The following is a 26,951-nucleotide window of genomic DNA, read 5'->3' as shown; positions in this document are numbered from 1 at the left end:
ATGCCCCTGTTGCAAAATTCCCCCACGCCATCCACCACCGCATCCACCCTCCCGCAGCGCTGGCAGCGGCAGGACTGGATACGCACCGGTGTCCTGTTCGCGGTGATCGCCGCCATGCACCTGGTGGCCTTCGTCATCCTGGCCGCCATGGTGGCGCCGCACCACTACACCGTCGGCAAGCAGGTCTTCGGCGTCGGACTCGGCATCACCGCCTACACGTTGGGGATGCGGCACGCGTTCGACGCCGACCACATCGCCGCCATCGACAACACCACCCGCAAGCTGATGGCCGACGGCCAGCGCCCCGTCTCGGTGGGCTTCTGGTTCGCCATCGGCCACTCCACCATCGTGCTGGTCCTGGCGGGCCTGATCGCCGCCGGCGCGAAGGTCGCCGGTACCCTCGCGAACGACAACTCCGGTACCCGCGTCACCCTCGGTGCCATCAGCACCACCGTCTCCGGCGCCTTCCTCTACCTGATCGCCGCCCTCAACCTCGTCGCGCTGGCCGGGATTTACCGGGTATTCAAGGCCATGCGCGCCGGGCAGTTCGAGGAGCACGAGTTGGAGAAGCACCTCGCCAGCCGCGGCTTCATGAACCGCATCCTGGGCCGGCTGACCAGGTCCATCCGACGCCCCGGCCAGATGTATCCGGTCGGCGTGCTGTTCGGCCTCGGCTTCGACACCGCGACCGAGGTCACCCTGATGGTCATGGCCGGTTCCGGCGCCGCCGCAGGGCTGCCCTGGTACGCGATCCTCTGCCTGCCGCTGCTGTTCGCGGCCGGAATGAGCCTCTTCGACACGCTCGACGGCACCTTCATGAACTTCGCCTACCACTGGGCGTTCACCAACCCGGTGCGCAAGGTCTACTACAACCTCACCATCACCGGCCTGTCCATCGCCGTCGCCTTCCTCATCGGCACCATCGAGCTGGTCGGCGTGTTGCACGACAACCTCGGCTGGCGGGACGGGCTCACCGACTGGATCTCCTCCATCGACCTCAACAACGTCGGCTACCTCATCGTCGGACTGTTCGTCGTCGTCTGGGCCTGCGCCCTGACCTACTGGCGCCTGGCCAAGCTGGAACACCGCTGGGGCCAGAAGGCGGACGGGGCCGACAGGATCGGCGGAGCCGACGACCCGAACGAAGCCGCCCCGGCCAACGAGACCGGCTGACCGCCGGCGCGGCCCGCCTTGTCCCCGCCGGATCCTGTCCGGCGCCCGAGCCCGCACCCCCGGCCGCACGTCGCCGGCATCCCAACCCCTTCTACCAGTCGGCACGTTGACGACCATCGGAGCCCGTGACCGGGAAACGGTCACGGGCTCCGGCCTGTTCCGGGGCGCCCGGCGTGGCCTGCGTTCGCAGCAGACGCCGCCCGCGCCCTACTGCGTCCGCAGCAGATCAAGAGTCTGCGGACGGGCGACGACAGGCCGGACGTGACGCGGCACGGTGGTGACTGTCCGAGCGGCCGAACGACCGGCATCCGTTGAGGGGTTGAAACCACCGTGCACCCTGGAGAACACCGTGCGGACGCCGTCGGAACCGCCGTCCGGCGTCGGCTGCGGGGCGTGGCGATCGACATCGCCCCGGTCTTCGGATTCACCGTGAGCTTCGCCGTCACGCATCGGTTGGTGGTCGCGCTGGCACTGGCCGTGGCGGCCGCTGCCGGGATCTGCGCCTACCGGATCGCGCGTGCGGAATCCGTGCGGCGCGCGCTCGCCGCGCTCTGCCTGATCTGCGTCGGGGGTGTGCTCGCCGCCCGCACCGGCCAGGCAACGGACTTCTTCCTCCCCGGCCTGGTGCTGCACAGCGTGATGGCCTTGGTGACGCCGGCGCTGCTGCTGTGGGGTTGGCCGCCGATGGGCCTGATGGTCGGGCTGATCACGGGGGAGCGGACCCGATGGCGGCGCTGTGCGGTGCGTCGGCGGGCCTTCACCCGGGGCAACCTGGTGATGTACGCCGGCCACCTGGTGATGTTGGCGATCCAACTCCCGCTGTTCTTCACCGGCCAGACGATCGCGCTCGGCTCGGTCGACGCGTTCGGACCGGTCGTCCTCGCGCTCGGCGCGCTGGTGGGATGGCGCGTCTACCGGCGCTGCGTCGGATCGCACCGCTGCGGCACCCCCGACCCCCTGAGCGCCGAGCCGTTCCCCCACACCCCAACCTCCCACCCCGTGGAAAGGACCTCCCAGCCATGACCGCAACACGACCCGACGTGATGACCCAACCGACCGCGCGGACCTGCCCGTTCGACCCGCCGCCGGAGTACCGCACGCTGCGGGAACAGCGGCCCGTCGCGGAGGCGACCCTGCCCGACGGCATCGCCGGCTGGCTGGTCACCGGGTACGAGGAGGCGCGGGCGGTGCTGGCCGATCCGCGGATGAGCTCCCGGCGCCGTCGCCTGCGGACCGGGAGCGGGCCCGTGGACGACGCCGAGCTGCCGGTGCCCACGCCGGGGAACTTCCTGATGATGGACCCGCCGGAGCACACCCGGCTCCGCCGGCTGCTCACCGGCCAGTTCACCGTGCGGCGGATGCGGCAACTGACCCCCGCGGTGGAGAAGATCGTCGCCGAGCGGTTGGACGCGATGGCCGCCGCCGGGGGCCCGATCGACCTCGTGCAGGCCTTCGCGCTGCCCGTGCCCTCGTTGGTGATCTGCGAACTGCTCGGCGTGCCCTACGCCGACCGGGAGGACTTCCAGCGGGATTCCGCCACCCTCATCCGGCTCGACGCCAGTCTCGACGACGTCCAGCGGGCCCACCAGGCACTGACCGGCTTCCTCGGCCGACTCGTGCGCGCCAAGCGGGCCGAGCCCGGCGACGACATCCTCAGCGGCCTGGTGCGGACCGGCGAACTGACCGACGAGGAACTGGCCGGCGTCGGGGTGCTGTTGCTGCTCGCCGGGCACGAGACGACGGCCAACATGATCGCGCTCAGCACCATGTGCCTGTTGCGCCACCCCGACCAGTGGGAGGCGCTTCGCAACGACCCGGCGCTGATGGACACGGCCGTCGAGGAGCTGCTGCGCTATCTGAGCGTCATTCAGTACGGGGTGCGCCGCACGGCCCTGGAGGACGTGGAGTTGGGCGGCCACCGGATACCGGCCGGCTCGACGGTGGTGGCCAGTCTGCCGTCCGGAAACCGCGATGCGGCACACTTCACCGGCGACCCCGACCAGTTGGACGTCGGCCGGCCGTACCGCCCCCACCTGGCCTTCGGTCACGGCATTCACCAGTGCCTGGGACAGCAACTGGCCCGGGTGGAGCTGAAGGCGGCCCTCTCCGCGCTGCTCGACCGCTTCCCCGACCTGCGCCTGGCGCTGCCGGCGGAACAGGTCCCGATGCGCCACGACATGCTCGTCTACGGCGTCCACGAGCTCCCGGTGACCTGGTAACCCGCGTCGATCGCGCCGGACAACCACGTCAGACAACCACGTCAGCAGCCACGCCGGAAGTCATGCCAGGCAAGCCAGTTGACCCTTCCGAACCGGTCCGGCAATCCGGCCACGCCACCGCCCACCGCACCGACGACACGACGAGGAAGCCCCGATGAAGATCACCATTGACCAGGACAAGTGCGTGGGCGCCGGGCAGTGCGTGCTGGCCGCCGCCGAGCTCTTCGACCAGCGCGACGAGGACGGCATCGTCGTCCTGCTCGACCCCGCCCCGCCGCAGGAGGCGCTGGCCGAGGTCGAGGACGCCGCCGGCCGCTGCCCCGCGCTGGCCATCGCGGTGCAGCCGTAGGGCCCGCCTCCCACCGCCACGCCCGTGACCTGGTAGCCCACCGGACCCGGTCCGTGGGGCGAGGGCCGCGGATCCGCACCCGGGCCCGACCCCGGGTGCGGAGGGGTGCGTACGGTGAAGGAGTGCACATGATCGACCTGCTCAGAGGATGGTTGCGGGCCCGGCCGCGGGCGGCCGACCTCGCCGCCGCGTTGACCTGCTTCGCCCTGTCCTCCCCGGTGGCGGCCACCACCGCCTACCGACACCACAGCCCGATCGCCTGGACCATCGGCGGCCTGGCGCTCGCCTGCGTGCCGCTGATCGCCCGCACCCGCCGGCCGGTCCCGACCGTCGCGGCGACCCTGGTCGTCAACGTCGCCCAGATCCTCCTGCTGGCCTTCCCCGGCGCCTCGCCCATCGCCACCGGAGTCGCGGTGCACGCGGTGGCCGTGCGGACCGACCGGCGGCGCGCCTGGCGCATCGCCGGATGCGCGGCCGCGGTGCTGCTGGCCGTCTCCGTCGTCCGCGAGCCGGGCCTGGACAACCTCTGGCAGCACCTGGCCGTCATCGCCGGAATGTGCCTGGCTGCGGCCAGCGGCGACGCCGTCCGCAGCCACCACCGACTCCTGGCCTCCGCACTGGAACGCGCCGAACGGGCCGAACACACCAGGGAAGCCGAGGCCCGGCGGCGCGTCACCGAGGAACGCCTGCGCATCGCCAGGGAACTCCACGACGTCGTCGCCCACCACATCACCCTGGTCAACGCCCAGGCGGGCGTCGCCCACCACCTGATGCGCACCGACCCCGACCACGCCTACCAGGCACTGGCACGCATCCGCGACACCAGTCGCACCGCACTGGACGAACTGCGCACCACGGTGGGCCTGCTCCGGTACCGCGACGACCCGGCCGCCCCGCGCGAACCCGCCCCCGGCCTGTCGCACCTCGACGGCCTGCTGGACTCCTTCCACCACGGCGGCCTCCACCTCACCGTCGAACGGGTCGGCCGGCCAACGGAGTTGCCGCCGATCACCGATCTCGCGGCCTACCGCATCATCCAAGAAGCCCTCACCAACACCCGCAAGCACGCGGGCCCCGTCCCCGTCCGGGTCCAACTCCACCACCGCCCCGACGCGCTGCGGATCACCGTCGAGGACGACGGCCGCACCACACCGGAGGCCGGCGACGAGGGCGCCGATTCGGTCCCCGGCACCGGCCACGGCATGATCGGGATGCGCGAGCGCGCCAAGGCCGCCGGCGGCACCCTCACCGCCGGCCCGCGCCCCACCGGCGGCTTCCGCATCCACACCGAACTGCCGCTGCGCGTCGACCGAAAGGCCCCGACCCCATGACGATCCGCGTCCTGCTCGCCGACGACCAGGCACTGTTGCGCGGCACGTTCCGCCTGCTCATCGACTCCACCCCCGACATGGAAGTCGTCGCCGAGGCCGCCACCGGACGCCAGGCCGTCGAACTGGCCCGCAGCCACCGCGTCGACCTCGTCCTGATGGACATCCGCATGCCCGACCTCGACGGCCTCGCCGCAACCAAGCTCATCAGCGACGACGACGACCTCGCGGGCGTGAAGATCCTGGTCCTGACCACCTTCGAGAACGACGAGTACGTCGCCGAGGCGCTCCGCGCCGGCGCCAGCGGCTTCCTCGGCAAGGGCATCAACCCCGACGAACTCCTCAGCGCGATCCGGGTGGTGGCCGCGGGCGACGCCCTGCTCTCCCCGACCGCCACCAAGTCCCTGATCGCCCGCTTCCTGGCGCAACCCGCCCCGCTCGCCCGCGACATCCCCCCGGGCCTGGCCACCCTCACCCCGCGGGAGCGCGAGGCGGTCACCCTGGTCGCCGCCGGCCTGTCCAACGACGAGATGGCCCAACGCCTCTACGTCACCCCGCTCACCGCGAAGACCCACGTCAACCGCGCCATGGCCAAACTCGGCGCCAGGGACCGCGCCCAGCTCGTGGTCATCGCCTACCAGACCGGACTGGCCCGCCCCTGACACCCGACCGCACACCGGGCGGACTGCCGGCCCGCCCGACAGACACCCGGAACGACTTTCGTCGCGGCCCGCCGCGACCAAGGGTGACTGCGGGGCCGACCGACGACGCTCTACCGTGGGCCCGTGATGCGCACAGAACGTACGACCCCCTCGGTACCGACGCGCCTGGCGGCCTGGTTGAGCGCGGTGCCCGGCCGGCTGACGTCCGTGGCCAGGGAGTTCCTCGCCCCCGGCATGTGGAGCCCCTGGCGCATCGTGGGCGAGTCGTTGCTGAGCGTCACGCTCGGCCTCCTGGCCGCGCTGACCCAGGCGCTGCAGGGGCCGTTGAACAACACCGCCTGGATGATCACGGCCGGACTGGCCACCGCGCTGCTGTCCCTGCTGCGCCGGGTGCTGCCCGCCACGACGCTCCTGGCCACCGCCGTCGGCATGGCCGCGTTCTCCGGCCTGGCCCCGCTGCTGCTGATCGCGTCCTGGTCGGCGGGCCGGTGCATCACCTCGGTCGGCAAGGCGGTCGGCACCTTCGCCGCCGCCTACGCCCTGGGCCTCGGGCTGTTCCTGGCACAGGGGACCATCCCGCTCCCGCTGGCCCTGGCCACCGTGGCACCGCTGCTGCTGGTGACGTTGGTCATCCCCGGCCTGATCAGCCGCTACTGGTCGCAGCACCGCACCCTGGCGGACACCCTGCACGAGTACAACGCCCAGATGTTGCGCGAGCGCATGATGATCGCCGGACAGGCGCGGATGCGCGAGCGGCAGCGCATCGCCCAGGACATGCACGACAGCCTCGGCCACCAGCTCACCCTGATCTCCGTCCACGCCGGCGCGCTGGAGGTGGACCGCACGCTGTCCGGGCAGCAGCGGGAGGCCGTCGGCGTGCTGCGCGGGGCATCGGTGGCCGCGCTGCACGAACTGCGCGAAGTGGTGGGGCTGCTGCGCGACCGCGCGGAGAGCGCCGGCCACCCCACCGCTCCCGGCGGCAGCGCGGCCACCGCGGACGAGCACGCCACGGTGCCGTCCCGCGGAGTGGCCGGCATCGACGCCCTGGTGGAGGCGTCCCGGAGTGCGTCGGCGACCGTGGACCTGCGGCGCTCCGGCATGCCTGGCCCGCTCACCCCGGCCGCCGACCACGCGGCGTACCGCATCGTCCAGGAGGGCCTGACCAACGCCCACAAGCACGCGCCGGGCGCCCCGATCACCGTGGAGCTGCGGTACGAGCCGGACGCGCTGATCGTCGAGGTCGCCAACGCCGCGGCACCCGAACCGCCGGCCAACCACCACGACGTGGTGAGCGGCGGCCAGGGACTGACCGGACTGCGGGAACGGACCCGGCTCATCGGCGGCATGGTGCACGCCGGGCCCGCGCCGAACGGCGGCTTCCGACTGGCCGGCGTGCTGCCCTACACCTCCCCGGAAGGCGACGCCCCGCCCCTCTCGCCGGGGGACACCGAGCCGCCCTCCGCCGCCGACTTCCCGGGACGGCTCCCGACAGGCACGGCCGGCGGCGACGTTCCGACCGCCGACGACAGCGGTCTGCCGAAGGAACTGGCCAAGGTCATGGGCCGCAGCACCACCCGCAGTTGCCTGGCCATCGGCTGCGGAGGTCTGGTCCTGGTCCTGCTGCTCCTGGGGGTCGCCGGGGTCCTCGGCGTCGTCTTCCTGGCGGGCGAGACGGGCAAGGCACTCATCGATCGAGAGAAGTACGACGCGTTGAAGGTGGGCCAACCCGAGGCGACGGTCCGGGCCGAGCTGCCGTCCGGCACCTCGATCCTGACGACCGGACTGACCAAGGGCGCACCGCCGGTACCCCAGGGGGCCACGTGCGCCACGTTCATGTCGTCCGAGGACAGCACCAGTTGGAACTCCGATCCGGTCTTCCGGTTCTGCTTCCGGGACGGCAAGCTGATCGAGAAGAAGTCCTTCGACGTCACGCGCTGAGGGCCCGGCCGGGAGCCGCACGGGCCCCGCTCTCTCCTGCGCGGTCGCCGGTCAGGCATGATGCCAGGATGGCCGCAGCGAACAACGCTCCCAACCGCGCAGGAGAGCCGTGATCAGGGTCCTTGTCACCGACGACGAGCAGCTCATCCGGGCAGGCATCAGGATGATCCTGACCTCGGCCGACGACATCGACGTGGTCGCCGAGGCCGCCAACGGTCGCGAGGCGATCGAACTGGCCCGCTCCCAACGGATCGACGTGGCCCTGCTCGACATCCAGATGCCGGTCATGGACGGGCTCACCGCCCTCGCCGAACTGCGCCGGACGGTCCCCGACACCCGCGTCCTGATCCTCACCACCTTCGGCGCGCAGGACAACGTGCTGAACGCGCTGACCGAGGGCAGCGCGGGCTTCCTCCTGAAGGACTCGGCGCCCACGGAACTCATCCGCGCGGTGCGCGCCGCCGCGGCCGGCGAGGCGTACCTCTCGCCCGGCGCCACCCGCCACGTCGTGGACTCACTCGCCACCGGCCGGACGGCCCGCACGAACCAGGCCCGCCGCCGACTGGAAACCCTCACCCCACGCGAACTGGAGGTCCTGTCACTGCTGGGCATGGGCCTGTCCAACGCCGACGCCGGCCAACGTCTCCACATGAGCGAGGCGACGGTCAAGACCTATGTGAGCCGCATCCTCGCCAAGCTGGGGTGCGAGAACCGCGTCCAGGCCGCCCTACTGGCCCGCGACGCGGGCATCGGCGACTGACCCGCAACGCGCCCCGGTTGTCCGTCGGACAGCAACCGGCCCGTGTCGATCGTCCGAGGAGCCTCACCCCTCGGGGTAGTCGGTACCGACCGTGAGGTGACGCCAGGCATCCATCGTGTCCCTGAGGGAATCGAGCCGGGCCGTCATGACATCGAGGGCGACTCTCCCCAACAGCAGCCGCAGCGGCGGCTCTTCGGCCTCGACGACGCGCAGGACCGCCTCGGCCGCGCGGGCCGGGTCGCCGGGCTGGTGGCCGTACGTGGCCAGGGTGCTGGCGCGCCGCGCGCCGGCGGTCGCGGCGTAGTCGTCGATGTGCTGCGCGGACTGCCGCATGGACGGGCCGGACCAGTTGGTGCGGAAGGCGGCCGGCTCGACCAGGGTGACCTTGATGCCCAGTGGCCCGACCTCGGCGGCGAGGGACTCGGAGAGCCCTTCCACGGCGAACTTGGTGGCGTGGTAGTAGCCGGTGGCGCCGAAGGCGACCAGACCGCCGAGCGAGGAGATGTTGACGATGTGGCCGGCGCGGCTGGCGCGCATGCCCGGGAGCACGGCGCGGGTGACGTCGACCAGGCCGAAGACGTTGGTGTCGAACAGCTCGCGGATCTGCTCGTCCTCGCCCTCCTCGACGGCGGCGAGGTACCCGTAACCGGCGTTGTTGACCAGCACGTCGATGCGCCCGAACGCCGCCTCCGCCTGCTCGACCGCCGCTCGGACCTGGTCGGGTCGGGTGACGTCGAGCGCCAACGACAGGGCCCGGTCGGCGTGTTCGGCGACGATGTCGGAGACCGTTTCGGGGTCGCGGGCGGTGACGACGGCCCGGTGGCCGCGGGCGAGAACGGCGGTGGCCAGTGCCCGGCCCAGACCGGTGGAGCAGCCGGTGATGAACCAGACGGGAGACTGGGGGACAGTCATGTAGCGGACTCCTGGGGGGATGGGTATGTGCGGATGGCTTGATCGCTGCGGGGCCTGCCGGGAGGCTGGGAGCTGCCGCCTCACCGATCGCGGGGAGGAGCTGCGTTCTCGGACGGTGTCGGCTCCGGATGCGGATCCGGGGTCGGCGCGTTGGCGGCGGCCAGGCTTCCCAGCAGGGCGAGGGCCTGTTCCGAGGGGCTGTCCGGGGCTGCCTGGTAGATGACCAGTTGCTGGCCGGGCGCGCGGTTGACGGTCAACGACTCGTATTCCAGGGTCAGTTCGCCCACCAGCGGATGCCGGAAGCGTTTGGTCTCGTGGGTCTTCTGGCGGATGTCGTGACGGGCCCACAGGCGACTGAACTCCACGCTGTGCAGGGACAGTTCGCCCACCGTCCGGACCAACTCCGGGTCGTCTTCCGCGGCGCCCGCTGCCCCGCGCAGCCCCGCCACGGTGTTGACGGCCACCCGTTCCCAGTCCGGATAGAACGTCCGCGCGTCGGGGTCGAGGAACACCAGGCGCACCAGATCGTCGCTGTAGGTGTGGCCGGCGAACAGCGCACGCCCCAGGGGGTTGTGGGCCAGTACGGTCAGACGGCTTCCCAGGACCACGGCCGGCGTGTGGTGCCACCCCTCCATCATCCGCAGCAGAGCCGGGCTGACCCGGTCCGACCGTTGCCGGGAGCGGCCCCGGGCCCGGATCGGTCGCGCCAGTTGGTGCAGATGCGCCATCGCGTCGTCATCCAGGCGCAGTGCCTCGCCGAGCGCGTCGACCACCTGAGCGGACGGGTTGCGTTCGCGTCCCTGTTCCAACCGCACGTAGTAGTCGATGCTGACCCCGGCCAGCATCGCCACCTCCTCCCGGCGCAGGCCCGCCACCCGGCGCCGGCCGGTGGCCGACAGCCCTGAGTCCCCGGGGCTGACCAGTGCGCGACGGGCACGCAGAAACTCCCCGAGCGGGTTCGCTTTCTCCATGACCGCAACCCTGACATGCCCGAACGGCCCGGGACAGCCCGGAAGGTGGCCGTGGGACTCCTACGATCCCGCCTCTCGGGAGAGACATTGCCTGGCGGCCCCGCGGCCCCTGCCGCACCCTCGACGACATGACTTCACCCTCATCCCACACCGCGACCAGCAACGGCCACCACGCCCCTCACCTCACCGATCGGATCGCGGTCGTCACGGGCGCCTCCAGCGGCATCGGCGCCGCCACCGCCCGTCGACTGGCCGCGGCCGGCGCCTCCGTCGCCCTGCTCGGGCGTCGCGAAGCCCGCCTGACAGCCCTGGCCGAACGGCTCCGCCCCACCACCCCCGGTGCCGTCCTGCCGGTGGCCGTCGACCTCGCGGACCCCGAGGCCACCGCCGCGGCCGCCCGTACCATCACCACGACCCTGGGCCCCGTCGACCTCGTCGTGGCCAACGCCGGAGTGATGCTCGGCGCCCCCTTCGAGGCCGGCCGCACCGACGAATGGGACCGCATGATCGACATCAACCTGCGCGGCCTGCTGCACACGGCGCGCGCCTTCACCGACGACCTCCTCGCCGCCGCGGCCCGGGGCCGCCCCGCGGACTTGGTGCACGTCGGCTCCGTCGCCGGCCACGCCCTCTACCCCAACTGGTCGGTCTACTGCGCCACCAAGTCCGCCGTGGCCCAACTGACCCGCAACCTGCGCGCCGAACTGGGACCGCGCGGCGTCCGCGTGCGCAACGTCGAACCGGGCGTCACCGCAACGGAGTTGGGCTCGGACATGCAGGACCCCGACATGCGGACGGCCCTCACGCGCATGCGGACCGACCTGCACCCCCTGTCGGCCGACGACATCGCCGAGACCATCGCCTTCTCGGTCTCCGCACCCCCACACGTCAACATCGCCGAACTGGTCGTCGTCCCGGTACGACAGGGCTGACCCACCACGGGGCGTGTAGTCGGGGATCGATCCGCTGCGCGGAGAGGTAACTGCGCAGGCGCCGCCGATGACGTGTACGTCGGGGCGGGACGTTCATCGGCGGAGGACGTTGACGCGTTCGCCGCCCAGCAGGGGGGCGCCGAGGGGGCCTCGGACGTGTGGGGATACCCAAACGGGGCGGTGTCCCTGACGGGAGGGTAGCCATTGGTTGCGCCAGTGTCCGCGGACGAGCCACCGGTGGTGGTAGTTCCGTCGACGGTCCGGGACGGGGGGCGGCTGGGGATCGCTTGTGGCGTGCCGGAGTTGGACGTAGCGAATGCTGGTGGGGGTGGTCGGGTCGTGGCGTCTGATGCGGCGTAGCGCCGAGCGGGGCGCCTGGGCGGGCGATTCGCGGGTGAGGGTCTGTCCCATCAACAGCCAGGTGGCCATGAGAGTGCGTTCCACGCCGGCATGCCACTGGTGGCCCCGGGAGTCTTCCCATTCCGTTGCGGCGAGCCAGTGGGGGAGCCGGCCGTAGGGGAGGAAGCTGGAGGCTATCCGTTCGAGCGCGGGGAGTTGGGCGCGCAGGTGGTTCGCGGGGGTGTCGGAGAGACGTTCCTGCTCGCTGACGCGTTCGTCCGTCAGCCCCCAGTGGATGACTTCGGTGCCTGGTCCGTGGGGCGACCAGGACACGGCACGGACCGGCACGCGCAGCGGTCCCACCTCGTACACGGAGCACGGGACTTCCCAGACCAGCAGGCCGCACTCGGCGGGGAGTTCGTGGTGGTGCAGCCGGTAGGCGGGGAGCTTTCGGCCGGCGGCTACGGCCAACTCGGTCAGGTCTGCGGCCACGTAGTACATCTCGGCGGCGCGTAGTCCCATGGCCGCGCGGTGCGCGAGGGCGGCGGCACTGCCGTACGGGTCGGCGGAGTATTCCCGGGGCAGTCCGGCGGTGCCGAGGCCGACGAAGCTCCGGCCCCAGTGGGCCGCCCCCTCCTCGGCGAGCCAGGCAGCCAGTTCGGCCCGGATTTCAGGTACGTCGCAGGCGCGTGGGCGGGTGCTGTTGCCTGTGCGCGGAGCGGTGCTGCCGCCCGTCATGCGGTCACTTCCCGGCCACCGTCGGCGGCGCGGCTGGTGGCGGTGGTGCCATTCCGGGCGAAGAGCAGGCGGGTGCGCATGCGGAAGACCGGCGTGTGATCCTGGTTGGTGGCGGTGAGGAGAAAGCCGACCACGCCGAGGTGCGGCTTCCTGGCGTGGGGTTGGGCCGATTCCACCTCGGCACGGGCGGACAGGCCGTCGCCGGGGCGCACGGGGTGCAGGAACCGCACCGCGTCCACGCCGTACGAGCCCTGGCAGGCGGAGTGCGCCAGTAAGGTGCGTACGAAACGCCCCAGGACCACCGCTCCGGTGTGCCAGCCACTGGCGACGAGTCCGCCGAAGGGGGACTGGTGTGCCGCGGCTTCGTCGAGGTGGAAGGGCATGGGGTCGTACCGGCGGGCGTAGTCGGTGATGTCGGCGGCGGTCAGGAGCTCGTGGCCGAGGTCGTAAGCGGTACCGGCGGGGAAGTCCTCGAAGTGGTAGTGCATGTGTCCTCCTGCCGGGACTGCGTGGGGAGTTGGTGGTTGGGCTGGACGGGCCCGGGCCGGGTGTTCTGGCGGTAGAGCTGGGCCACGTGGAAGGCGAGATCCATTGACTGGTTGTGGTTGAGGCGGGGGTCGCAGGAGGTTTCGTACCGTTCCGACAGGTCGTGGGGTGCCAGGGCGTCCCCGCCGCCCAGGCATTCGGTGACGGCGCTGCCGGTGAGTTCGATGTGCAGGCCGCCGGGGTGGGTGCCCAGGGTGCGGTGGACGTCGAAGAAGCCGGTCACCTCGTCGAGGATGTCGTCGAGGTGGCGGGTCTTGTGGCCGGTGGGGGCTTGGAAGGTGTTGCCGTGCATGGGGTCGCACAGCCAGGCGACCAGGGCGCCGCTTCGGGTGACCGCTTCGACAACGGGCGGGAGCACCTCGCGGATCCGTTCCTTGCCCATGCGAGTGATGAAGGTCAGCCGTCCCGGTTCGCGGGCCGCGTCCAGGCGTTGGACAAGGGCAAGGGCGTCCTGCGGGGTGGTGGTGGGGCCGAGTTTGACGGCGAGGGGATTGGCGATCTCGGCGGCGAAGGCGATGTGCGCGCCCTCAAGGGCGCGGGTGCGTTCGCCGATCCAGAGCAGGTGGGCGGATCCCGCGTAGCGGCGGCCGGTGCGGGGGTCGGCGGTGGTCAGGGCCGATTCGTAGTCCAGCAGGAGGGCCTCGTGACTGACGTAGAACTCCGTCGGTCGGATGCCCGGGCCGGGGTGTTGGGGACCGCACGTGCGGAGGAAGGCGAGTGCGGTCTCGATCTCACCGAGCAGGTGCTCATAGCGTTTCCCGAGGGGCGAACGGAGAACGAACTCGCGGTTCCAGGCGTGTACTTGGTCCAGTCCGGCGTGTCCCGCGGCGGTCAGGGCGCGGATGAGGTTCAGGGTGGCGGCCGACCGCTGGTACATCGTGTTGAGCCGTCGGGGGTCCGGTGTGCGGGCCTGGGCGGTGAACTCCCTGGCGTTGATGCAGTCACCGCGGTACGAGGGCAGAGTGACTCCACCGCGGGTTTCGGTCGGTGCGGAGCGTGGCTTGGCGTACTGGCCGGCGATGCGCCCGACGGTGGTGACCGGGGTCGAGGCCGCGTAGCCGAGGACGGCCGCCATCTGCCGGAGCGTGGCGAGGACGCCGGCGGCCGCCTGGGCGGTGGCGTCCTTGAACGACTCGGCGCAGTCGCCTCCTTGGAGCAGGAAGGCGTTGCCGCGGGCGACCTCGGCGAGGCGTTCGCGGAGCGTGTCGCATTCGTGCGCGAGGACCAGTGGGGGAAGCGTGTGGAGCTGGGCCAGGACCGCTTCCAACGCGACGGGATCGGGCCACGAGGGCTGCTGGGCGGCGGGCAGGCCGCGCCAGGCAGTGGTGCTGGGCCGGTGGTTGGACCAGGTGTTCATCAGTGTGGGAGCCCCTCATCTGCCGGTGTTGCCGTGGGTGGGGGAGCGATGGGAGTGCCGGTGGGATACGAGCCGAGGGCTCGCAGTTCGGGGATGCACAGCCGCAGGTGCCTGGCCACCAGGCGTACAGGGGCATCGTCGAGGTGCCCGCCGAGGTCGATCAACACGGCCGCGGGGCGGGCCGGGAGACCCGGAACAACGCCGACGCGGTGTTGTGGGACGTCCACGCCCGCGGTGCGCAGGGCATCGTCGATCCGAGCGCGCACGCGCGGAAGGTGCCCCGGGACACAGCCGAGCAGAGACGTGCGGGTGGAACGAGGGCGCGGACGGGTCCCGCCTCCGCGCCGGTCCCGTGTCGGCCCGCTGACCAGCACGAAGCGGGTGGTGGCCGTCGCGTCATCGCGGATGCCGCTGGCCAGCGGAAGGAGTCCGTAGTGAGCGGCCGCGGTCCGGGGAGCGAGGGCCGCGTCCCAGTGTCCCAGGGCGACCTGGTGGGCACCGGCCGCGTTCGACGACACCGGCACACGGTGTGCGTGCGGCAGGTGGGTCGCCAACCAGTCGCGCACCTGGGGGAAGGCATGCGGATGTCCGGCAACGGTACCGATCCGCTCGGCCGTTGTGCCGGGGCGGACGAGCAGGCAGAACGCGATGGCCAGGTGCACCTCGCGCTCGATGGTCAGTCCAGGTAGCGGCGCCAGGGCCTGGAGCGTGGCGCCCACCAGGCCGCTGACGGAGTTCTCCAGCGGCAGCATCGCCGCGGCGGCCGCCCCCTTCGTCACCGCAGCCACCGCCTCGTCGGCCGAACGGACGGGGACGAGCCGCGCGTCCGTGTGCTCGGGAAGGGCACGCAGGGCGAGTTCGGTGAAGGTGCCCTCGGGGCCGAGGTAGCACAGGCGTCGAACCGTCGCACCGCGCGTGGCAGGGGCGCCGCGCACCTCGTCCGGCGCCGTGGGAGTGGGGTGCAGGGTGTCCATGGCGATCACGGACTCCAATGTGCGGTGTCGGCACCCGGCGCGACAGTCGCCTCCTCGTTCTAGGCCGCTTGTACTAGGCGGATCGCCATAGGCCATTCGATCAACTACCGGCCCTTCGCCCGCCAGTTGATGCTGGGGTCACCGGCACCTCGTATCTTCGGGAGGCAGCATGCCAGCAGAGTCGGCCCGCTCACTGCTCGTCGTCGGCGACCGCTTTGCGGACTTCGCCCACGCGGTCGGCGCCACCACCTTCTCGGCCTTCGTCCACGCCCTCGACAGCGGGGACTTCGACAGCCCGCGGGAGGAACTGACCGTCCACACCGGACAGGGCATCGGCGCCTACGAATTGGGTTATCTGCGCGAGGCCGCCACGCGGCGCGGCCTGGCGACACTGATCCGCCTGGCGGACCAACCCGCGGAACCGGTCGGCCGCCAGCACGTGCACAAGGCGCGGGCTGACAACGTCCTGGTCGCCGGCCTGGCACAGACCGGCGAGGCGGACTTCGAGGCCGAACTGCGGCTGCACGACCACAACGAGTTGCTCGTCGACGTCCAGGACCGGGTGCATGTCCAAGGCATGGTCGCCATCGAGGCGAGCCGGCAGATGTTCCTGGCCGTCACCGAGGGCCACATCCTCTCCCGCTGGCCGCAGCAGCGCTACTACATCGTCATCAACGACATGAACACCAAGTTCGAGAACTTCCTCTTCCCGGTGCGCGCCAGGTTGCGCCTGCACATCGACAGCATCGATCTGAGCGACCCGGGCAAGGTGCCTCTGCGGGTAACGGTCACGGTCGAGCAGGCCGGACGCAGCGCCGCCACGACGGCGGTGGACATGATCGCCTTCGCGCCCGGCGTGGTGGACGCCAAGGAACTGCGCCGTGCCAAGCACGCGGCGGCGGCCGTCACGGAGCCGGTCGGTGTCTGACGGCAACATCCCCACCGCCCAGGCACCCGCCGCACCTGACCTGGACCAGGAGATCGACCGCCACCGCCGACGCATCGACGAACTCGACGCCCAACTCGCGACCCTGTTCCACCAGCGCCGCGCACACTCCCGACGCATACAGGACCTGCGGACGGACGCCGCCCGCGACCGTCTCGACGGCCGCCGGGAGGAGCGGGTGCGCGCCCGCTACCGGGCGGCGCTCGGCGCGGACGGCGATCAACTGGCCGCGGCGATCCTGTGGTTGTGCCGGGGCGGCGAGCCGGGGGATTGGACGCGACCAGGTGCGGCCGGCAAGGAGCGCACGGCGCACGCGAACGGACCGGAGGTGAAGAGTGGCCCGCATCTATGAGATCGACGGCGTGGCGCCGCGCGTGCACCCTCTGGCCTACGTCCACCCGGACGCCGTCCTGATCGGGGACGTCACCATCGGGCCCGATGCCTATATCGCCCCGCTGGCCAGCCTCCGGGGCGACTTCGGGGCGATCCGCATTGGCGCCGGCGCCAACGTCCAGGACGGTTGCGTACTGCACTGCTTCCCCGACACCACAACCATCGTGGAGGAGGACGGGCACATCGGGCACGGCACCGTGCTGCACGGTTGCCGGATCGGGGCCGGTGCCCTGATCGGCATGAACTCCGTGATCATGGACGGCGCGGTGGTCGGCGAGCGGTCCTTCGTCGCCGCGAACAGCTTCGTCAAGTCCGGCTTCGAGGTGCCCGCCCGCCATCTGGCCCTGGGCAGCCCGGCCCGCACGGCGCGCGAGCTCACCGACGACGAGATGGCCTGGAAGGCCAACGGCACGCGTCTGTACCAGGAGTTGGGGAGGCGCAGCGTCAAGACCCTGCGCCCGGTCCCCGACGACGCCCACCATGCCTGGCCCGCCCTCACCGGCGACGGCGGACAGCGCGTCCAGACCCCACCGGACGGACGCACCGCCGCTGCACACGTACCGCTGAACCAGTACCGCGCCGCGGCCAACGCGGCGCGCGAGGAGGAAAGATGACGGAGCCTCAGCCGACCTTCCGGGTCATCCGGGCCAATGAGACCTCGCTTGACACGCAGCAGTCGCCCGGCGCCCAGCGGATGGCCGCGGTGAGCGCGACGACGACGGACGCCAAGCGGATCTGGTTCGGCCGGGTGACCAATGAGCCCGGCATGAGGTCCGTGCCGCACCACCACGGCGAGGCCGAGACCGCGGGCTATGTCGTCAACGGGCGGATGCGTATCTACCACGGCGAGGGCTTCAAGGAGTATGTCGACCTGGACGAGGGCGACTTCGTCTACCTCCCACCGTACTTCCCGCACATCGAGGCCAATCTCAGTGACACCGCCGAGCTGGTGCTGCTCGCCGCACGCACCCCGGACAACATCGTGGAGAACCTCGACGACCCCGACCAGTTGGACCACTGGCACCCCACGCAGTGACCACCGGCTCCACCTGGCCACTGACCGCCTGATCCGCAGGCAACTTCGCGCGCTCATGCGCATCCGGCAGTCGTGGGCCGCCCGTGATACCCCTCACGGGCGGCCCACGTGCATGCCCGCTCCCGCTGCCCCTCTCAACTCGCCTGGCCTCAGCCCTTGTTGATCCTCTCCTTCCGTCTGAAGCTGGCTTTCTTGTCCCGATTGCCGCACAGGTCCATCGAGCACCACCGCCTGTTGTTCGTTCGGGATTGGTCCAGGAAGATCACCGTGCAGGTCGGCCCCGCACACTCGCGCAGCCGCAGCGCGTCAACGCCCGTGAGCAGCTCCACCGCGTCCCGGGCCAGGGATGCCAGCATGCCCAGTACCGATTCCGTGCCGGCCCAGTCCAGACCGCGACCATCGGCGCTGAGCGCCAGCGGTAGCGGTGCGCGGCGCGCCCATCGGTTGACCGTGGCGGTGTCCTCGGGATGAGGGGCGGTGCCGGCCATCTTGGCGCGGACGGCACGGTAGATGGATTCGCGCAGCGCACGTGCCTGGCGTGCGGTGTGTTCGGTGACCGGCACGGGCGCACCGTCCGGCGGCAACAGGCCGGCCTCGACCCCCCACCGCTTCACGTGGTCGCCGGTCGCGATGCGCTCGATGTCATGGTGTCCGCGTCGCCCCATCGTGCCCGCGAAGTCCAGGCACGGTCGCCCCGAATGGAACGGGAAGTCCAACCGGCGGTCATACAGGTCTGCTTCACCCATGGCCTGCCCTTTCGCTGTGGTTCACACGATGCTGACGCCCCCGACATGCCCGTTCGGACGAGGCTCACACCCTCGCCATGGAACCATCTTAGTAGGTTCCATCTGGTACAGTTTCGTTGGCCAGTGATTCGGCGGCGGACCCGGCCCAGGAGGTCGCAGGGAGCATGTCTATCAATGGAACCCCCTACGTCTTAGCCAGACCCCCGGTCGGCGCATGTGACCCACCATGCGCCCAACCAAGCGATTCTCGACCGAAGTTGACGGAACGTGAGATCCAGGTTCTCACGGCGATCGTCAAAGGGATGTCAAACCGTCGGATCGGGCGCGAGTTGCGGATCTCCGAGCACACCGTCAAGGCCCACATCCGATCGATCTTCCACAAGCTCCGGGTGGTCTCGCGCACCCAGGCCGCCATCATCGGCCTCCAGGCAGGTGTCGTCCCACCGGCCTGATCCCCTACCCGACGCATCCCGAACGCCCGGACCCATCCAGCGGAGCTCCAACTGCCCCCGCTCCTCGGGTCTTTGTCGTCCTGCCGGGCCGGTTCCCCTCTCCAGGGAGCCGGCCCGCTCGGCATTGCCGTCAGGCCACGCCGGCCTTACGTGGCCGCACCCGTCGCCCCGCCCCGACGCGGGCGGAACCAGACCATCACCAACACCGCACCCGCCAACACCACGACGCCCACGGCCCGGTAGCCGTCGCCCATTGCCTGGGTGAAGGCATCGATGACCCGCCCGTGCTCCGTCGCGCTCAGCCGCGACGCGGCGTTCAGCGCCGCCCCCACCGAACCGTGCCCGTGACCGGCCCCTTCACCGCCCTCGACGGACTTCGGCAGACGGCTGGCGAACCGCACGTTCATCACCGTTCCCAGCACGGCCACCCCCAGTGCACTGCCCAGTTCACGGGTGGCGCTGTTGAGCCCGGAGCCCAGGCCTGCCCGATGCGGCGGCAGTGACGAGAGGATCCCAGTGGACATCGGCGGCACGGCCACGCCAGCACCCGCGGCGAAGACCAACAGGTAACACGCATACAGCCAGTACGGCGTGCCGGCACTCGCCGTGGAGAGCAACACCAACGCGAGGACCGTCAGCACCAACCCCGCCGACACCACCACGCGCCTGCCCAGCCGCTCGGTCAGCCGCACGCTGTTGCGCGAGGCCACGAACGTACCGATGGCGTACGGCAGTACCGCAACCCCGGTCAGCAGCGCGGAGAACCCCTTGGCGTACTGCAGGTACTGGGCGTTGGTGTAGAACAGCGCGAACACCGCCACGAACACCACCGTCACCCCGAGCGTCCCTGCGCGCAGCTCACGCAGGGCGAACACCCGCGGGTCCAACATCGGCTCCCGGTGGCGCAGTTCCCACCCGGCGAACCCGACCAGCAGCACCACGGCCGCCACCGCCGAGGACAGCACCGGAGCGGACGTCCAACCCCGCTCCGGTCCCTCGATGATCGCGTACAGCAGCCCGAGCAGCGTCAGGGCCAGCAGCAGCGCGCCCACCGGATCCAACACCATCGGACGTCCCGGGGTACGCGGCGCCCCACGCGCCGCCAGCACCGCAAGGCCGCAGGCCACCACCGCCAACAGCCCGAACAACGCTGGCCACGGGAGGAATTGCAGCACGATCCCACTGCCGAGGTTGCCGGCGACCCCGCCGACCGAGGCCATCGCCGTCCACGTGGCCACCGCCTTGGCGCGGCCCTCCTGGGGGATGACGGCCAACAGCAACGCCAGAGTGGTTGGCAGCACGAAGGCTGCGCCGGCGCCGGTGAGCGCCCTGGCGCCCAGCAGTACGCTCGTGCCCGGCGCCAAGGCCGAGGCCAACGCGCCGATGGCGAACACCACCAGACCGCTGATCAGCGTCCGCTTGCGCCCGAAGCGGTCGCCGACCACCCCGGCCGGGATGAGCAGACAGGCGAAGACGATGGCGTAGGCGTCGACGATCCACAACATGGCCGTTGGTGAGGGGTGCAGGGCACTCGCCGAGAGGCTGGGCAACGCGAGGTTGACGGCGTTGATCGTCGCGAACACCAACACGACCGACCCGTACACGGCCACCGCCAACTGGCGCGAACGGCCGCCGACGCCCCCGCCCGTGGACCGGGCCGAGTCGCCCGACACCGCGGAACCGGTGGCAACGCCCGGCGTGGAGGCGGCGGGTGGCGGTGAGGAACGTTCTGCACCTAAGGGGCTGGCGGGACCGGAAGAACGCCGAAAGGGAAGAGCCGCTGAAGACATGTCTCCATGGTCGAGACGCCGCAGAAGTAAGTCCAGTGACAGAAATGCCCAGGGGTATTAAGCTCAGCTAAATGCTGGATTTTCGTCGCCTCCACGTCCTACACGCCGTAGCGCGAGAGGGCTCCATGACCCGGGCTGCCAAGGCACTCGCCTTCACGCCCTCGGCGGTCTCCCAGCACATCAGCTCCCTGGAACACCAAGCCGGCACCCCCCTCCTGATCCGCCTCAAGCGCGGCGTCCAACTCACGGACGCCGGCCGGCTCTTGGTCGAGCACACCGAGGCCATGCTGCAACGCCTGGCCACCGCCCAACACGAGCTCGACGACCTCATCCACCTACGAGCCGGCCGGCTGCGGATGGCGACGTTCCCCTCCGCCGGAGCGCGCCTCCTCCCAGCGGCCATCACCGCGTTCCGCCGCAGCCACCCCGACGTCGAGCTGACCCTGCACAGCCACTCCTCCGATCGCAGCGTCGAGCTCCTGCGCAGCGGTCAACTCGACCTGGCCGTGCTCTACACCTACGACTTCGCCGACCTCGTCGACCTCACCGGCATCAACGCCGTACCGCTCCTCCAGGACACCATGCACGTCGCACTACCGGCCGGTCATCCGCTCTCCGACCGCAGCGAGGTCAGCGCCGCACAACTACGCGGCGAAGCCTGGATCCAGAACCACGACCCGATGTGCTCACGCATGCTCTCCCACATCTGCGGCCTGGCGGGATTCGCCCCCAAGGTGGTGTTCGACAGCGACGACTACGCCACGGTCAGCCGACTCGTCGAGGCCGGGCTCGGTGTCGCAGCCGTCCCCAGCCTTGCCGTCGACCAGATGACGCACGGGGTTTCGGTCAAGCCGTTCGCCCCACGCACGGCCCGTCAGGTCTACGCCACCACGACCGCCGAGCCGACCCCGGCCGTCCACGCCATGCTCGACATCCTCACCGGCCTGCCGCAGTAACCCGCACCGACGCGACCTGATCCACCCTCACCCATCGGCTTCCAGACCGGTTTCGGGCGCTCATGCCTCATCGGGTGCGGCGGGCGGCATCGCAATGTGCCCTTCGCGCAGCGCCCGTACCGCGGCTTCGGTGCGCGAGGACACATCCATCTTGATGAATATCGACCGGACGTGCACTTTTACCGTCCGCTCGGATATTCCCAACTGGCGACCGATTCCGCGATTCGAAAGCCCCGCAGCAATCCCCTGCGCGACCTCGGCTTCACGTCGGGTCAACTGTGCTGCCGGCGGCCGCCGTTCCTCGGAATTGCCGTCGTCGTCCGCGCCGTCCCAACGTAACGTGCCGCAACTCATAGCAGGATCCCCCATCTGTGCGTCGTCTCCTCCGACCAGCCGGGGTCCCGCCGACACGACACATGGATTCACCCCGCGAAACAATCACCGTACGAAGGCAGCACACGACGAACAATGCTCTGCGCTCGTTCTTAATGCAGAAGTAACAAGTAAACAACGGCAAACCAACCTTCGTGAGCCCCGGGCTTGAGCCGAGCAGCGCGGAGGTCTCTGCGTTGCTGTGACTGGCCGGCCCGGCGTGGCACGACTGGCCGGCCTCATTGTGTACACCCACTGAATTCCCGGAATCCAGAAGCGGAATCAGGAGTAGAAGTAGATACACAAGTGGATTGCGACGGGGGCCTCGGGCGCCAGTTGGCGGCCGAAATGACGTCGTGTTCGTGGCGAAGGTCTTGGCCGCTGAGATCGCCTCGCGCAGCAGGCGGCGTGCCGTTTCCCATTCCGCGGCGCGCCGGTCGGGGACGCTCTGCTCGCCGCATTCGCGACAGCACTCGGCGGCCTGCGCTGGATGCAGGCCGCCGAACTCGTCCGCAACGCGCCGAGCAGGTACCTGGAACTGTCCACGGTCCCTCTCATCTTCGCCGTGCGCGACCGCGGATCAGACGGTGGTGAGGCGTGCGAGCGTGCCGATTTCGAGGGCGGTCCACATGGCGCCGTCCGGTCCTTGGGTGATGCCGTGGGGTTCCGAGGACGGGGTGGGGAGGGGGTGTTCGTCGATGTGGCCGTCGGGGGTGATGCGGCCGATGCGGTTGGCTCCCCACTCGGTGAACCAGCAGGTGCCGTCGGCGTCGGTGGCGATGGCATGGGGGCGTGACCCGCTGTCCGGCAGGGCGAATTCGTCGAGCTTTCCGTCCGGCGCGATCCGGCCGATCCGACCGGCACCGATCTCGACGAACCACATGGCGCCATCGGCGCCCGCGGTGATGCCGACGGGGGCGCTCGCCGGGGTGGGGAGCGGGTGGACGGTGACATCGCCGTCGAGCCCGATGGCGCCGATCGCGTTCGCCTGGTTCATCGTGAACCAGAGGCGGTCGTCCGGGCCGGTGGCGATGGCTGACGGGAAGGCTCCGGTGAGGGGGAGGGGGAACTCGGTGACGTTCCCGTCGGGCGTGATGCGGCCGATCCGGTCGGCGTTGGTTTCGGTGAACCACAGCGCGCCGTCGGGGCCCGTAGTGATCCCGAACGGCCCGGCGTCCGGGGTTGGTAGCGGGAACGAGGTGATGTCTCCGGACGTGGTGATGCGGCCGATCCGGTGGGCGCGGAACTCGGTGAACCACAGGGCGTCGTCCGGCCCCGCGGTGATGAGCGAGGGTCCGCTCGACGCCGATGCGAGTGGGTAGGAGGTGACGGCGCCGTCGGGCGCGAGCCGGCCGATCCGGCCGTGATGGACCAGGGTGAACCACAGGGCGCCGTCTGCTCCGGCGGCGATTCCGTAGGGGCCGGCCGCACCGTCGGAGACGGCGAATTCGGAGATCGAAACGGTCGAGTGATGTGGCATGGGCGGCTTCCTTGAGGGGGGATCGGCGGACACCGGAGGGGCGGCTTCGGGCGTGACTGTGGATGGGGATGCGGATGTGGATGTGGATGTGGATGTGGATGTTATCCGGGCTTGGTGTTGGGGCCTGTTGAATTTCCGGCTCGGTGGCGCGGGGTGACATGGCACGATTGCCTGCGCGGCCGCGTCCGAAGGCGACAGACGGCAGACGGGACGTGCGATCGGGCGGGCAACGGCCGGGAAACAACGGATGGTTGGAGGAGCATCATGAACGACGTGCTGATCACCGGTGCCACCAAGGGCATCGGGTTGGCGATCTCCCAGCGGTTGGCGAAGGCCGGGTACGGAGTCATCGGCATCGCCCGGAGCGCGCCCGACGAGGAGTTCCCCGGGACCTTCCTCCAGTGCGACCTCGCCGATGTCGACGACACCGCCCGCATGGTGGAGGAGGCCACCCGCGGGCGCGCCATCTGTCGGGTCGTCAACAATGCGGGTATCGCCGAGCCCCAGCCCATCGAGGATCTCGACCTGGCGACGTTACAGCGGGTGGTGGACCTGAGCCTGCGCGCTTCGGTCCAGATCGTTCAGGGCCTGGTGCCGGGCATGCGGGCGGAGCGCTTCGGACGGATCGTCAACATCGCCTCGCGGGCGGTGTACGGCGCCAAGGACCGTACGTCCTACGCGGCGGCCAAGAGCGCGCTCGTCGGCTGCACCCGTTCCTGGGCCTTGGAGTTGGCCGCGGACGGCATCACGTCCAACGCGGTGTCGCCCGGCCCCGTCGCGACCGAGTTGTTCCGTCGCGCGCGGCCCGTCGGCAGCGAGGGGGAGCGGAAGGCGATCGCCTCGATCCCGATGGGGCGCCTGGGAACTCCCGAAGACGTCGCCGCGGCCGTCGAGTTCCTGCTGTCCGACGACGCGGGATTCGTCACCGGCCACGTCCTCGACGTCGACGGCGGGAGCAGCCTCGGCGGGCGCTAGCCGACCGTTTCGCTCACGCGGTGATGCGCAGCATGCGTGGGGGATGAGGCGCCGGTTCGGGTAGCCGCAGCGGAGAGCGGCCCGGTGTGATGCTCCCCAGGAGGGTGGCCTGACGGGCGCCCGTGCTGGAGGGGAGGGCGCCGGGCAGCCCGTTGAACGTGAGGAATCCCAGGACGGCGAAGGCCAGGGCCTCCTTGGCGTCGGAGGGGAGGCCGAGGTCGTCGCTGGGGCGGAGTGGTACGGCGGGGAGTTCGCTCGCGAGCATCCGCAGGAGGGTGGGGTTGCGGGTTCCGCCGCCGGAGACGATGAGTTCGGTGACGTGGTGGGCGCGGCAGGCGTCGGCGACGGTGACCGCGGTGAGGCGGGTCAGGGTGGCCAGTACGTCGTCGGGGGTGAGTCCCGGCGTCGCCTGCAGTGCCTGTTGTAGGTAGGGCAGATGGAAGTGTTCCTTGCCGGTGGTCTTGGGGGCGGGCCGGCGGTAGTACGGATCGGACAGGAGGAGGCGGAGCAGGTCGGGGTTGGTCCGGCCGGCGGCGGCCCGGCGTCCGTCCTCGTCGTAGTGCGCCGCGCCGCCGGTGAAGTGGCGGACGGCGGCGTCCAGGAGGGCGTTGGCGGGGCCAGTGTCGAAGGCCAGCGGTTCGGTGTCGGCGGCGACGACGGTGATGTTGGCGATGCCGCCGAGGTTGAGCGCCGCCGGTGTGCCGGGGAGCGCGCGCAGCAGCAGGGTGTCCGTCATGCTGACCAGCGGGGCGCCCTGCCCGCCGGCGGCGACGTCCTTGCTGCGCAGGTCGGAGACGACGGGGAGCCCGGTTCGCTGGGCGATCCAGGCGGGTTGGCCGAGTTGGAGCGTGCCGCGGACGGCCCCGTTCTCCACCCAGTGGTACAGGGTCTGGCCGTGTGAGACGACGAGGTCGGCGGCGTTGGCGCACAGCTCTTGCGAGGCGCGTGCCGCGGCGGACGCGAAGGCGTGTCCCACGCCGGTGTCCAAGGCGCAGATGGTCTGTGCGGTTGTGGGGGCCGGCGGCAGTGTCGCGGCGATGAGGTTCCGCAGGTCGTCCGGGTAGGGGACGGAGAGGTGCCCGCGCGGTCGCAGGCGCAGGATGTCGCCGTCGAGGGTGAGGTCCCCGGCGGCCGCCTCGATGGCGTCGTAGGAGGTGCCTGACATCAGGCCGATTACGCGCATGGCGCCATCGATACACCTTGGGGATTCCGGTTGTCACGGTGCCGCCGACTGCCGTTGCTGCTGATGCCGTGGGCCCGACTACCCTCCCTCTATTCTTTCCATGTATACATGCAAAGTATAGTTGGGGACGTTGCCCGGCGACCCTCGCCATCCGCTCTGGAGAACCCACCGTGCACAAAGGCAGTTTGACGCTTCCGGTCCGGCAGAGAACCGGACTCGACGACGTTCCCGAGGGCCGGAGGGACGAGCGGGATTCGACGAGTGGGCCGGCCACGGGCGCGCGGCTGGCCGCCATCGACGGGCTGCGCCTGGTGGCCGCCCTCGCGGTGGCCGCGTTCCACTACGTGGGCACGACCACCCCGCACTTCTGGGGCGAGAACGACCCCAGGCAGTTCGCTCCGGCGCTGCACGAGATCAGCCGCTACGGCTGGTTGGGCGTCGAGTTCTTCTTCCTGATCAGCGGCTTCGTCATCTGCATGAGTTGCTGGGGACGCACGCCCGTGCAGTTCGCCGTGTCCCGCATCTCCCGGCTGTTCCCGTCGTATTGGTGCGTCGTGCTGATGGTCGTCGGCCTGGTCCTGATCGCCCGGCTCGCTCGTCTCCAGGCTGCCACGCCGATCGACCCCCGGACGATACTGGGAAACCTGACGATGGTCCCGGGGCCGCTGGGGCTCCAGTTGATCGAGGGGGTTGCCTGGACGCTCTGGGTGGAGGCCCGCTTCTACCTGCTCATGGCGGTCATGCTGTTCTTCGGGCTCACCTATCGCCGCATGATCGCCTTCTGCGGCGCCTGGCTCACCCTCGCGGTCGTCGCCCGCGAACTCGACTCGGCCGTACTCGACGAGTTCGCCCTCAGCCAGTACGCGGGCCTCTTCGTCACAGGCATCGCGCTCTACCTGATGCACCGGTTCGGGCAGAACCTGGTGCTGTGGCTGCTGGCCGGTTTCGCCTGGTGCTACCAACTCACCGTGCTCAACGACCGGGTGACGGCGCACGCGGTGCGGCCCGCCGAAGGGGGCGCGCTCTCCTGGGCCGTCTGCGCCGCGGTGCTGACCGCCTTCCTCGCGCTCCTCGCGCTCGCCGGCGTCGGCCCGCTCGCCCGCTGCCGGTCGCGGTGGTTGGTGACCGCCGGCGCGCTGACCTACCCCTTCTACCTGGTGCACCAGAGCATCGGCATACCCGTGGCCAAGGGGCTGTTGCAGAAGGTGCCTGGACTTGGCGTCCTCCCGTCGATGGCCGTGGCGGCCGCGTTCGCCCTGCTGCTCTCGGCCGTCATCCACCGCGTGGTCGACGGTCCCCTCGGGCGCGTGATGCGGCGCCGACTGATGCGTGGGATGAGCCCTCGGAGCCGGCCGGCCGATCCGGAGGGGCGACGCGGCCGCACAATTGGGAGGCCGGGGTGGGGAGTTGGGCAGTAGCGTGTG

At 70.7% G+C, this 26,951-nt stretch carries 28 protein-coding genes; 17 read left to right on the top strand and 11 right to left on the bottom strand.

Annotated elements, in window-relative coordinates; genetic code table 11:
• From PV796_RS03640 to PV796_RS03605, 8 genes are all read left to right on the top strand, one after another.
• On the top strand, positions 1-1,173 hold the full coding sequence (locus PV796_RS03640; RefSeq protein WP_274911386.1) for a HoxN/HupN/NixA family nickel/cobalt transporter: 1,173 nt from the start codon (positions 1-3) through the stop codon (positions 1,171-1,173).
• Between the two features lie 393 nt (positions 1,174-1,566).
• Complete coding sequence (locus PV796_RS03635) at positions 1,567-2,196, top strand: DUF3159 domain-containing protein (protein ID WP_274911385.1); 630 nt, start codon at positions 1,567-1,569, stop codon at positions 2,194-2,196.
• A complete protein-coding gene (locus PV796_RS03630; RefSeq protein ID WP_274911383.1) occupies positions 2,193-3,392 on the top strand; it encodes a cytochrome P450 in 1,200 nt (399 codons plus the stop codon). Before PV796_RS03635 ends, PV796_RS03630 begins: the two co-directional genes overlap by 4 nt.
• Before the next feature lie 154 nt (positions 3,393-3,546).
• The gene (locus tag PV796_RS03625; RefSeq protein ID WP_274911381.1) at positions 3,547-3,741 is read left to right on the top strand and encodes a ferredoxin; all 195 of its coding nucleotides are present in this window, start codon (positions 3,547-3,549) and stop codon (positions 3,739-3,741) included.
• A gap of 128 nt (positions 3,742-3,869) precedes the next feature.
• Positions 3,870-5,072, top strand: a complete 1,203-nt coding sequence (locus tag PV796_RS03620) for a sensor histidine kinase (protein ID WP_274911380.1) — start codon at positions 3,870-3,872, stop codon at positions 5,070-5,072.
• On the top strand, positions 5,069-5,731 hold the full coding sequence (locus PV796_RS03615; protein ID WP_274911378.1) for a response regulator: 663 nt from the start codon (positions 5,069-5,071) through the stop codon (positions 5,729-5,731). The genes PV796_RS03620 and PV796_RS03615 overlap by 4 nt, the downstream gene beginning before the upstream one ends.
• A 126-nt stretch (positions 5,732-5,857) precedes the next feature.
• On the top strand, positions 5,858-7,669 hold the full coding sequence (locus PV796_RS03610) for a sensor histidine kinase (RefSeq protein WP_342456953.1): 1,812 nt from the start codon (positions 5,858-5,860) through the stop codon (positions 7,667-7,669).
• A gap of 109 nt (positions 7,670-7,778) precedes the next feature.
• A complete protein-coding gene (locus PV796_RS03605) occupies positions 7,779-8,429 on the top strand; it encodes a response regulator (protein ID WP_274911377.1) in 651 nt (216 codons plus the stop codon).
• A gap of 63 nt (positions 8,430-8,492) precedes the next feature.
• Here the strand turns inward: PV796_RS03605 and PV796_RS03600 are convergent, their stop codons facing one another.
• Both PV796_RS03600 and PV796_RS03595 read right to left on the bottom strand, forming a co-directional pair.
• The gene (locus tag PV796_RS03600) at positions 8,493-9,341 is read right to left on the bottom strand and encodes an oxidoreductase (protein WP_274911376.1); all 849 of its coding nucleotides are present in this window, start codon (positions 9,339-9,341) and stop codon (positions 8,493-8,495) included.
• A gap of 80 nt (positions 9,342-9,421) precedes the next feature.
• Positions 9,422-10,312 carry a helix-turn-helix transcriptional regulator gene (locus tag PV796_RS03595; protein WP_274911374.1) on the bottom strand — a complete coding sequence of 297 codons (891 nt, stop codon included), beginning with the start codon at positions 10,310-10,312 and terminating at the stop codon, positions 9,422-9,424.
• Between the two features lie 128 nt (positions 10,313-10,440).
• Here PV796_RS03595 and PV796_RS03590 point away from each other — a divergent pair, with 128 nt between their 5' ends.
• Entirely contained in the window at positions 10,441-11,244 is an 804-nt protein-coding gene (locus tag PV796_RS03590) for an SDR family oxidoreductase (protein WP_274911373.1), read from the top strand.
• 93 nt (positions 11,245-11,337) lie between these two features.
• On the opposite strand, the gene PV796_RS03585 is transcribed toward PV796_RS03590, so the two are convergent.
• Genes PV796_RS03585 through PV796_RS03570 form a run of 4 tightly spaced genes read right to left on the bottom strand, consistent with a single transcriptional unit; the run spans position 11,338 to position 15,198 of the window.
• On the bottom strand, positions 11,338-12,321 hold the full coding sequence (locus tag PV796_RS03585) for a hypothetical protein (protein ID WP_274911371.1): 984 nt from the start codon (positions 12,319-12,321) through the stop codon (positions 11,338-11,340).
• On the bottom strand, positions 12,318-12,809 hold the full coding sequence (locus PV796_RS03580) for a MaoC/PaaZ C-terminal domain-containing protein (RefSeq protein ID WP_274911370.1): 492 nt from the start codon (positions 12,807-12,809) through the stop codon (positions 12,318-12,320). The genes PV796_RS03585 and PV796_RS03580 overlap by 4 nt, the downstream gene beginning before the upstream one ends.
• Positions 12,746-14,224, bottom strand: coding sequence for a class II 3-deoxy-7-phosphoheptulonate synthase (locus PV796_RS03575; protein ID WP_274911369.1), 1,479 nt, complete (start codon positions 14,222-14,224; stop codon positions 12,746-12,748). Before PV796_RS03575 ends, PV796_RS03580 begins: the two co-directional genes overlap by 64 nt.
• Positions 14,224-15,198 (bottom strand): prephenate dehydratase domain-containing protein, encoded by a 975-nt coding sequence (locus PV796_RS03570; RefSeq protein WP_274918850.1) that lies wholly within the window; start codon positions 15,196-15,198, stop codon positions 14,224-14,226. Before PV796_RS03570 ends, PV796_RS03575 begins: the two co-directional genes overlap by 1 nt.
• A 169-nt stretch (positions 15,199-15,367) precedes the next feature.
• Here PV796_RS03570 and PV796_RS03565 point away from each other — a divergent pair, with 169 nt between their 5' ends.
• The 4 genes from PV796_RS03565 to PV796_RS03550 are packed head-to-tail and all read left to right on the top strand — an operon-like array spanning position 15,368 to position 17,573.
• Complete coding sequence (locus tag PV796_RS03565) at positions 15,368-16,126, top strand: AfsA-related hotdog domain-containing protein (RefSeq protein WP_274911367.1); 759 nt, start codon at positions 15,368-15,370, stop codon at positions 16,124-16,126.
• Positions 16,119-16,496, top strand: a complete 378-nt coding sequence (locus PV796_RS03560) for a chorismate mutase (protein ID WP_274911365.1) — start codon at positions 16,119-16,121, stop codon at positions 16,494-16,496. Before PV796_RS03565 ends, PV796_RS03560 begins: the two co-directional genes overlap by 8 nt.
• Positions 16,480-17,151 carry an acyltransferase gene (locus PV796_RS03555; protein ID WP_274911364.1) on the top strand — a complete coding sequence of 224 codons (672 nt, stop codon included), beginning with the start codon at positions 16,480-16,482 and terminating at the stop codon, positions 17,149-17,151. The genes PV796_RS03560 and PV796_RS03555 overlap by 17 nt, the downstream gene beginning before the upstream one ends.
• Positions 17,148-17,573, top strand: a complete 426-nt coding sequence (locus PV796_RS03550) for a cupin domain-containing protein (RefSeq protein ID WP_274911362.1) — start codon at positions 17,148-17,150, stop codon at positions 17,571-17,573. Before PV796_RS03555 ends, PV796_RS03550 begins: the two co-directional genes overlap by 4 nt.
• 149 nt (positions 17,574-17,722) lie before the next feature.
• Here PV796_RS03550 and PV796_RS03545 read toward each other — a convergent pair whose 3' ends face one another.
• A complete protein-coding gene (locus PV796_RS03545; RefSeq protein ID WP_274911361.1) occupies positions 17,723-18,319 on the bottom strand; it encodes a CGNR zinc finger domain-containing protein in 597 nt (198 codons plus the stop codon).
• Between the two features lie 164 nt (positions 18,320-18,483).
• Between PV796_RS03545 and PV796_RS03540 the strand changes: the two genes are divergently transcribed.
• On the top strand, positions 18,484-18,771 hold the full coding sequence (locus tag PV796_RS03540; protein WP_274911359.1) for a response regulator transcription factor: 288 nt from the start codon (positions 18,484-18,486) through the stop codon (positions 18,769-18,771).
• Between the two features lie 146 nt (positions 18,772-18,917).
• Here the strand turns inward: PV796_RS03540 and PV796_RS03535 are convergent, their stop codons facing one another.
• Positions 18,918-20,444, bottom strand: coding sequence for an MFS transporter (locus tag PV796_RS03535; protein ID WP_274911358.1), 1,527 nt, complete (start codon positions 20,442-20,444; stop codon positions 18,918-18,920).
• Positions 20,445-20,632: 188 nt separating this feature from the next.
• Here PV796_RS03535 and PV796_RS03530 point away from each other — a divergent pair, with 188 nt between their 5' ends.
• Complete coding sequence (locus PV796_RS03530) at positions 20,633-21,517, top strand: LysR family transcriptional regulator (protein WP_274911357.1); 885 nt, start codon at positions 20,633-20,635, stop codon at positions 21,515-21,517.
• A 60-nt stretch (positions 21,518-21,577) separates the two neighbouring features.
• On the opposite strand, the gene PV796_RS03525 is transcribed toward PV796_RS03530, so the two are convergent.
• A complete protein-coding gene (locus tag PV796_RS03525) occupies positions 21,578-21,871 on the bottom strand; it encodes a response regulator transcription factor (protein WP_274911355.1) in 294 nt (97 codons plus the stop codon).
• A 598-nt stretch (positions 21,872-22,469) separates the two neighbouring features.
• Positions 22,470-23,369, bottom strand: a complete 900-nt coding sequence (locus PV796_RS03520; RefSeq protein ID WP_274911354.1) for a Vgb family protein — start codon at positions 23,367-23,369, stop codon at positions 22,470-22,472.
• Between the two features lie 264 nt (positions 23,370-23,633).
• On the opposite strand from PV796_RS03520, the gene PV796_RS03515 reads away from it, so the two are divergent.
• Positions 23,634-24,344: an SDR family oxidoreductase gene (locus tag PV796_RS03515; protein ID WP_274911353.1), complete on the top strand. Its 711-nt coding sequence runs from the start codon at positions 23,634-23,636 to the stop codon at positions 24,342-24,344.
• Between the two features lie 13 nt (positions 24,345-24,357).
• Here PV796_RS03515 and PV796_RS03510 read toward each other — a convergent pair whose 3' ends face one another.
• Positions 24,358-25,527 carry an anhydro-N-acetylmuramic acid kinase gene (locus PV796_RS03510; RefSeq protein ID WP_274911351.1) on the bottom strand — a complete coding sequence of 390 codons (1,170 nt, stop codon included), beginning with the start codon at positions 25,525-25,527 and terminating at the stop codon, positions 24,358-24,360.
• A gap of 170 nt (positions 25,528-25,697) precedes the next feature.
• On the opposite strand from PV796_RS03510, the gene PV796_RS03505 reads away from it, so the two are divergent.
• Positions 25,698-26,945 carry an acyltransferase family protein gene (locus PV796_RS03505; RefSeq protein ID WP_274911350.1) on the top strand — a complete coding sequence of 416 codons (1,248 nt, stop codon included), beginning with the start codon at positions 25,698-25,700 and terminating at the stop codon, positions 26,943-26,945.
• Positions 26,946-26,951: the final 6 nt, after the last annotated feature.

The sequence above is a fragment of the Streptomyces sp. WZ-12 genome (genome assembly GCF_028898845.1).
GTDB lineage: Bacteria > Actinomycetota > Actinomycetes > Streptomycetales > Streptomycetaceae > Streptomyces.
Note: the sequence above shows the minus strand (reverse complement) of the source record. Positions and strands in the feature narration are given on the sequence as shown.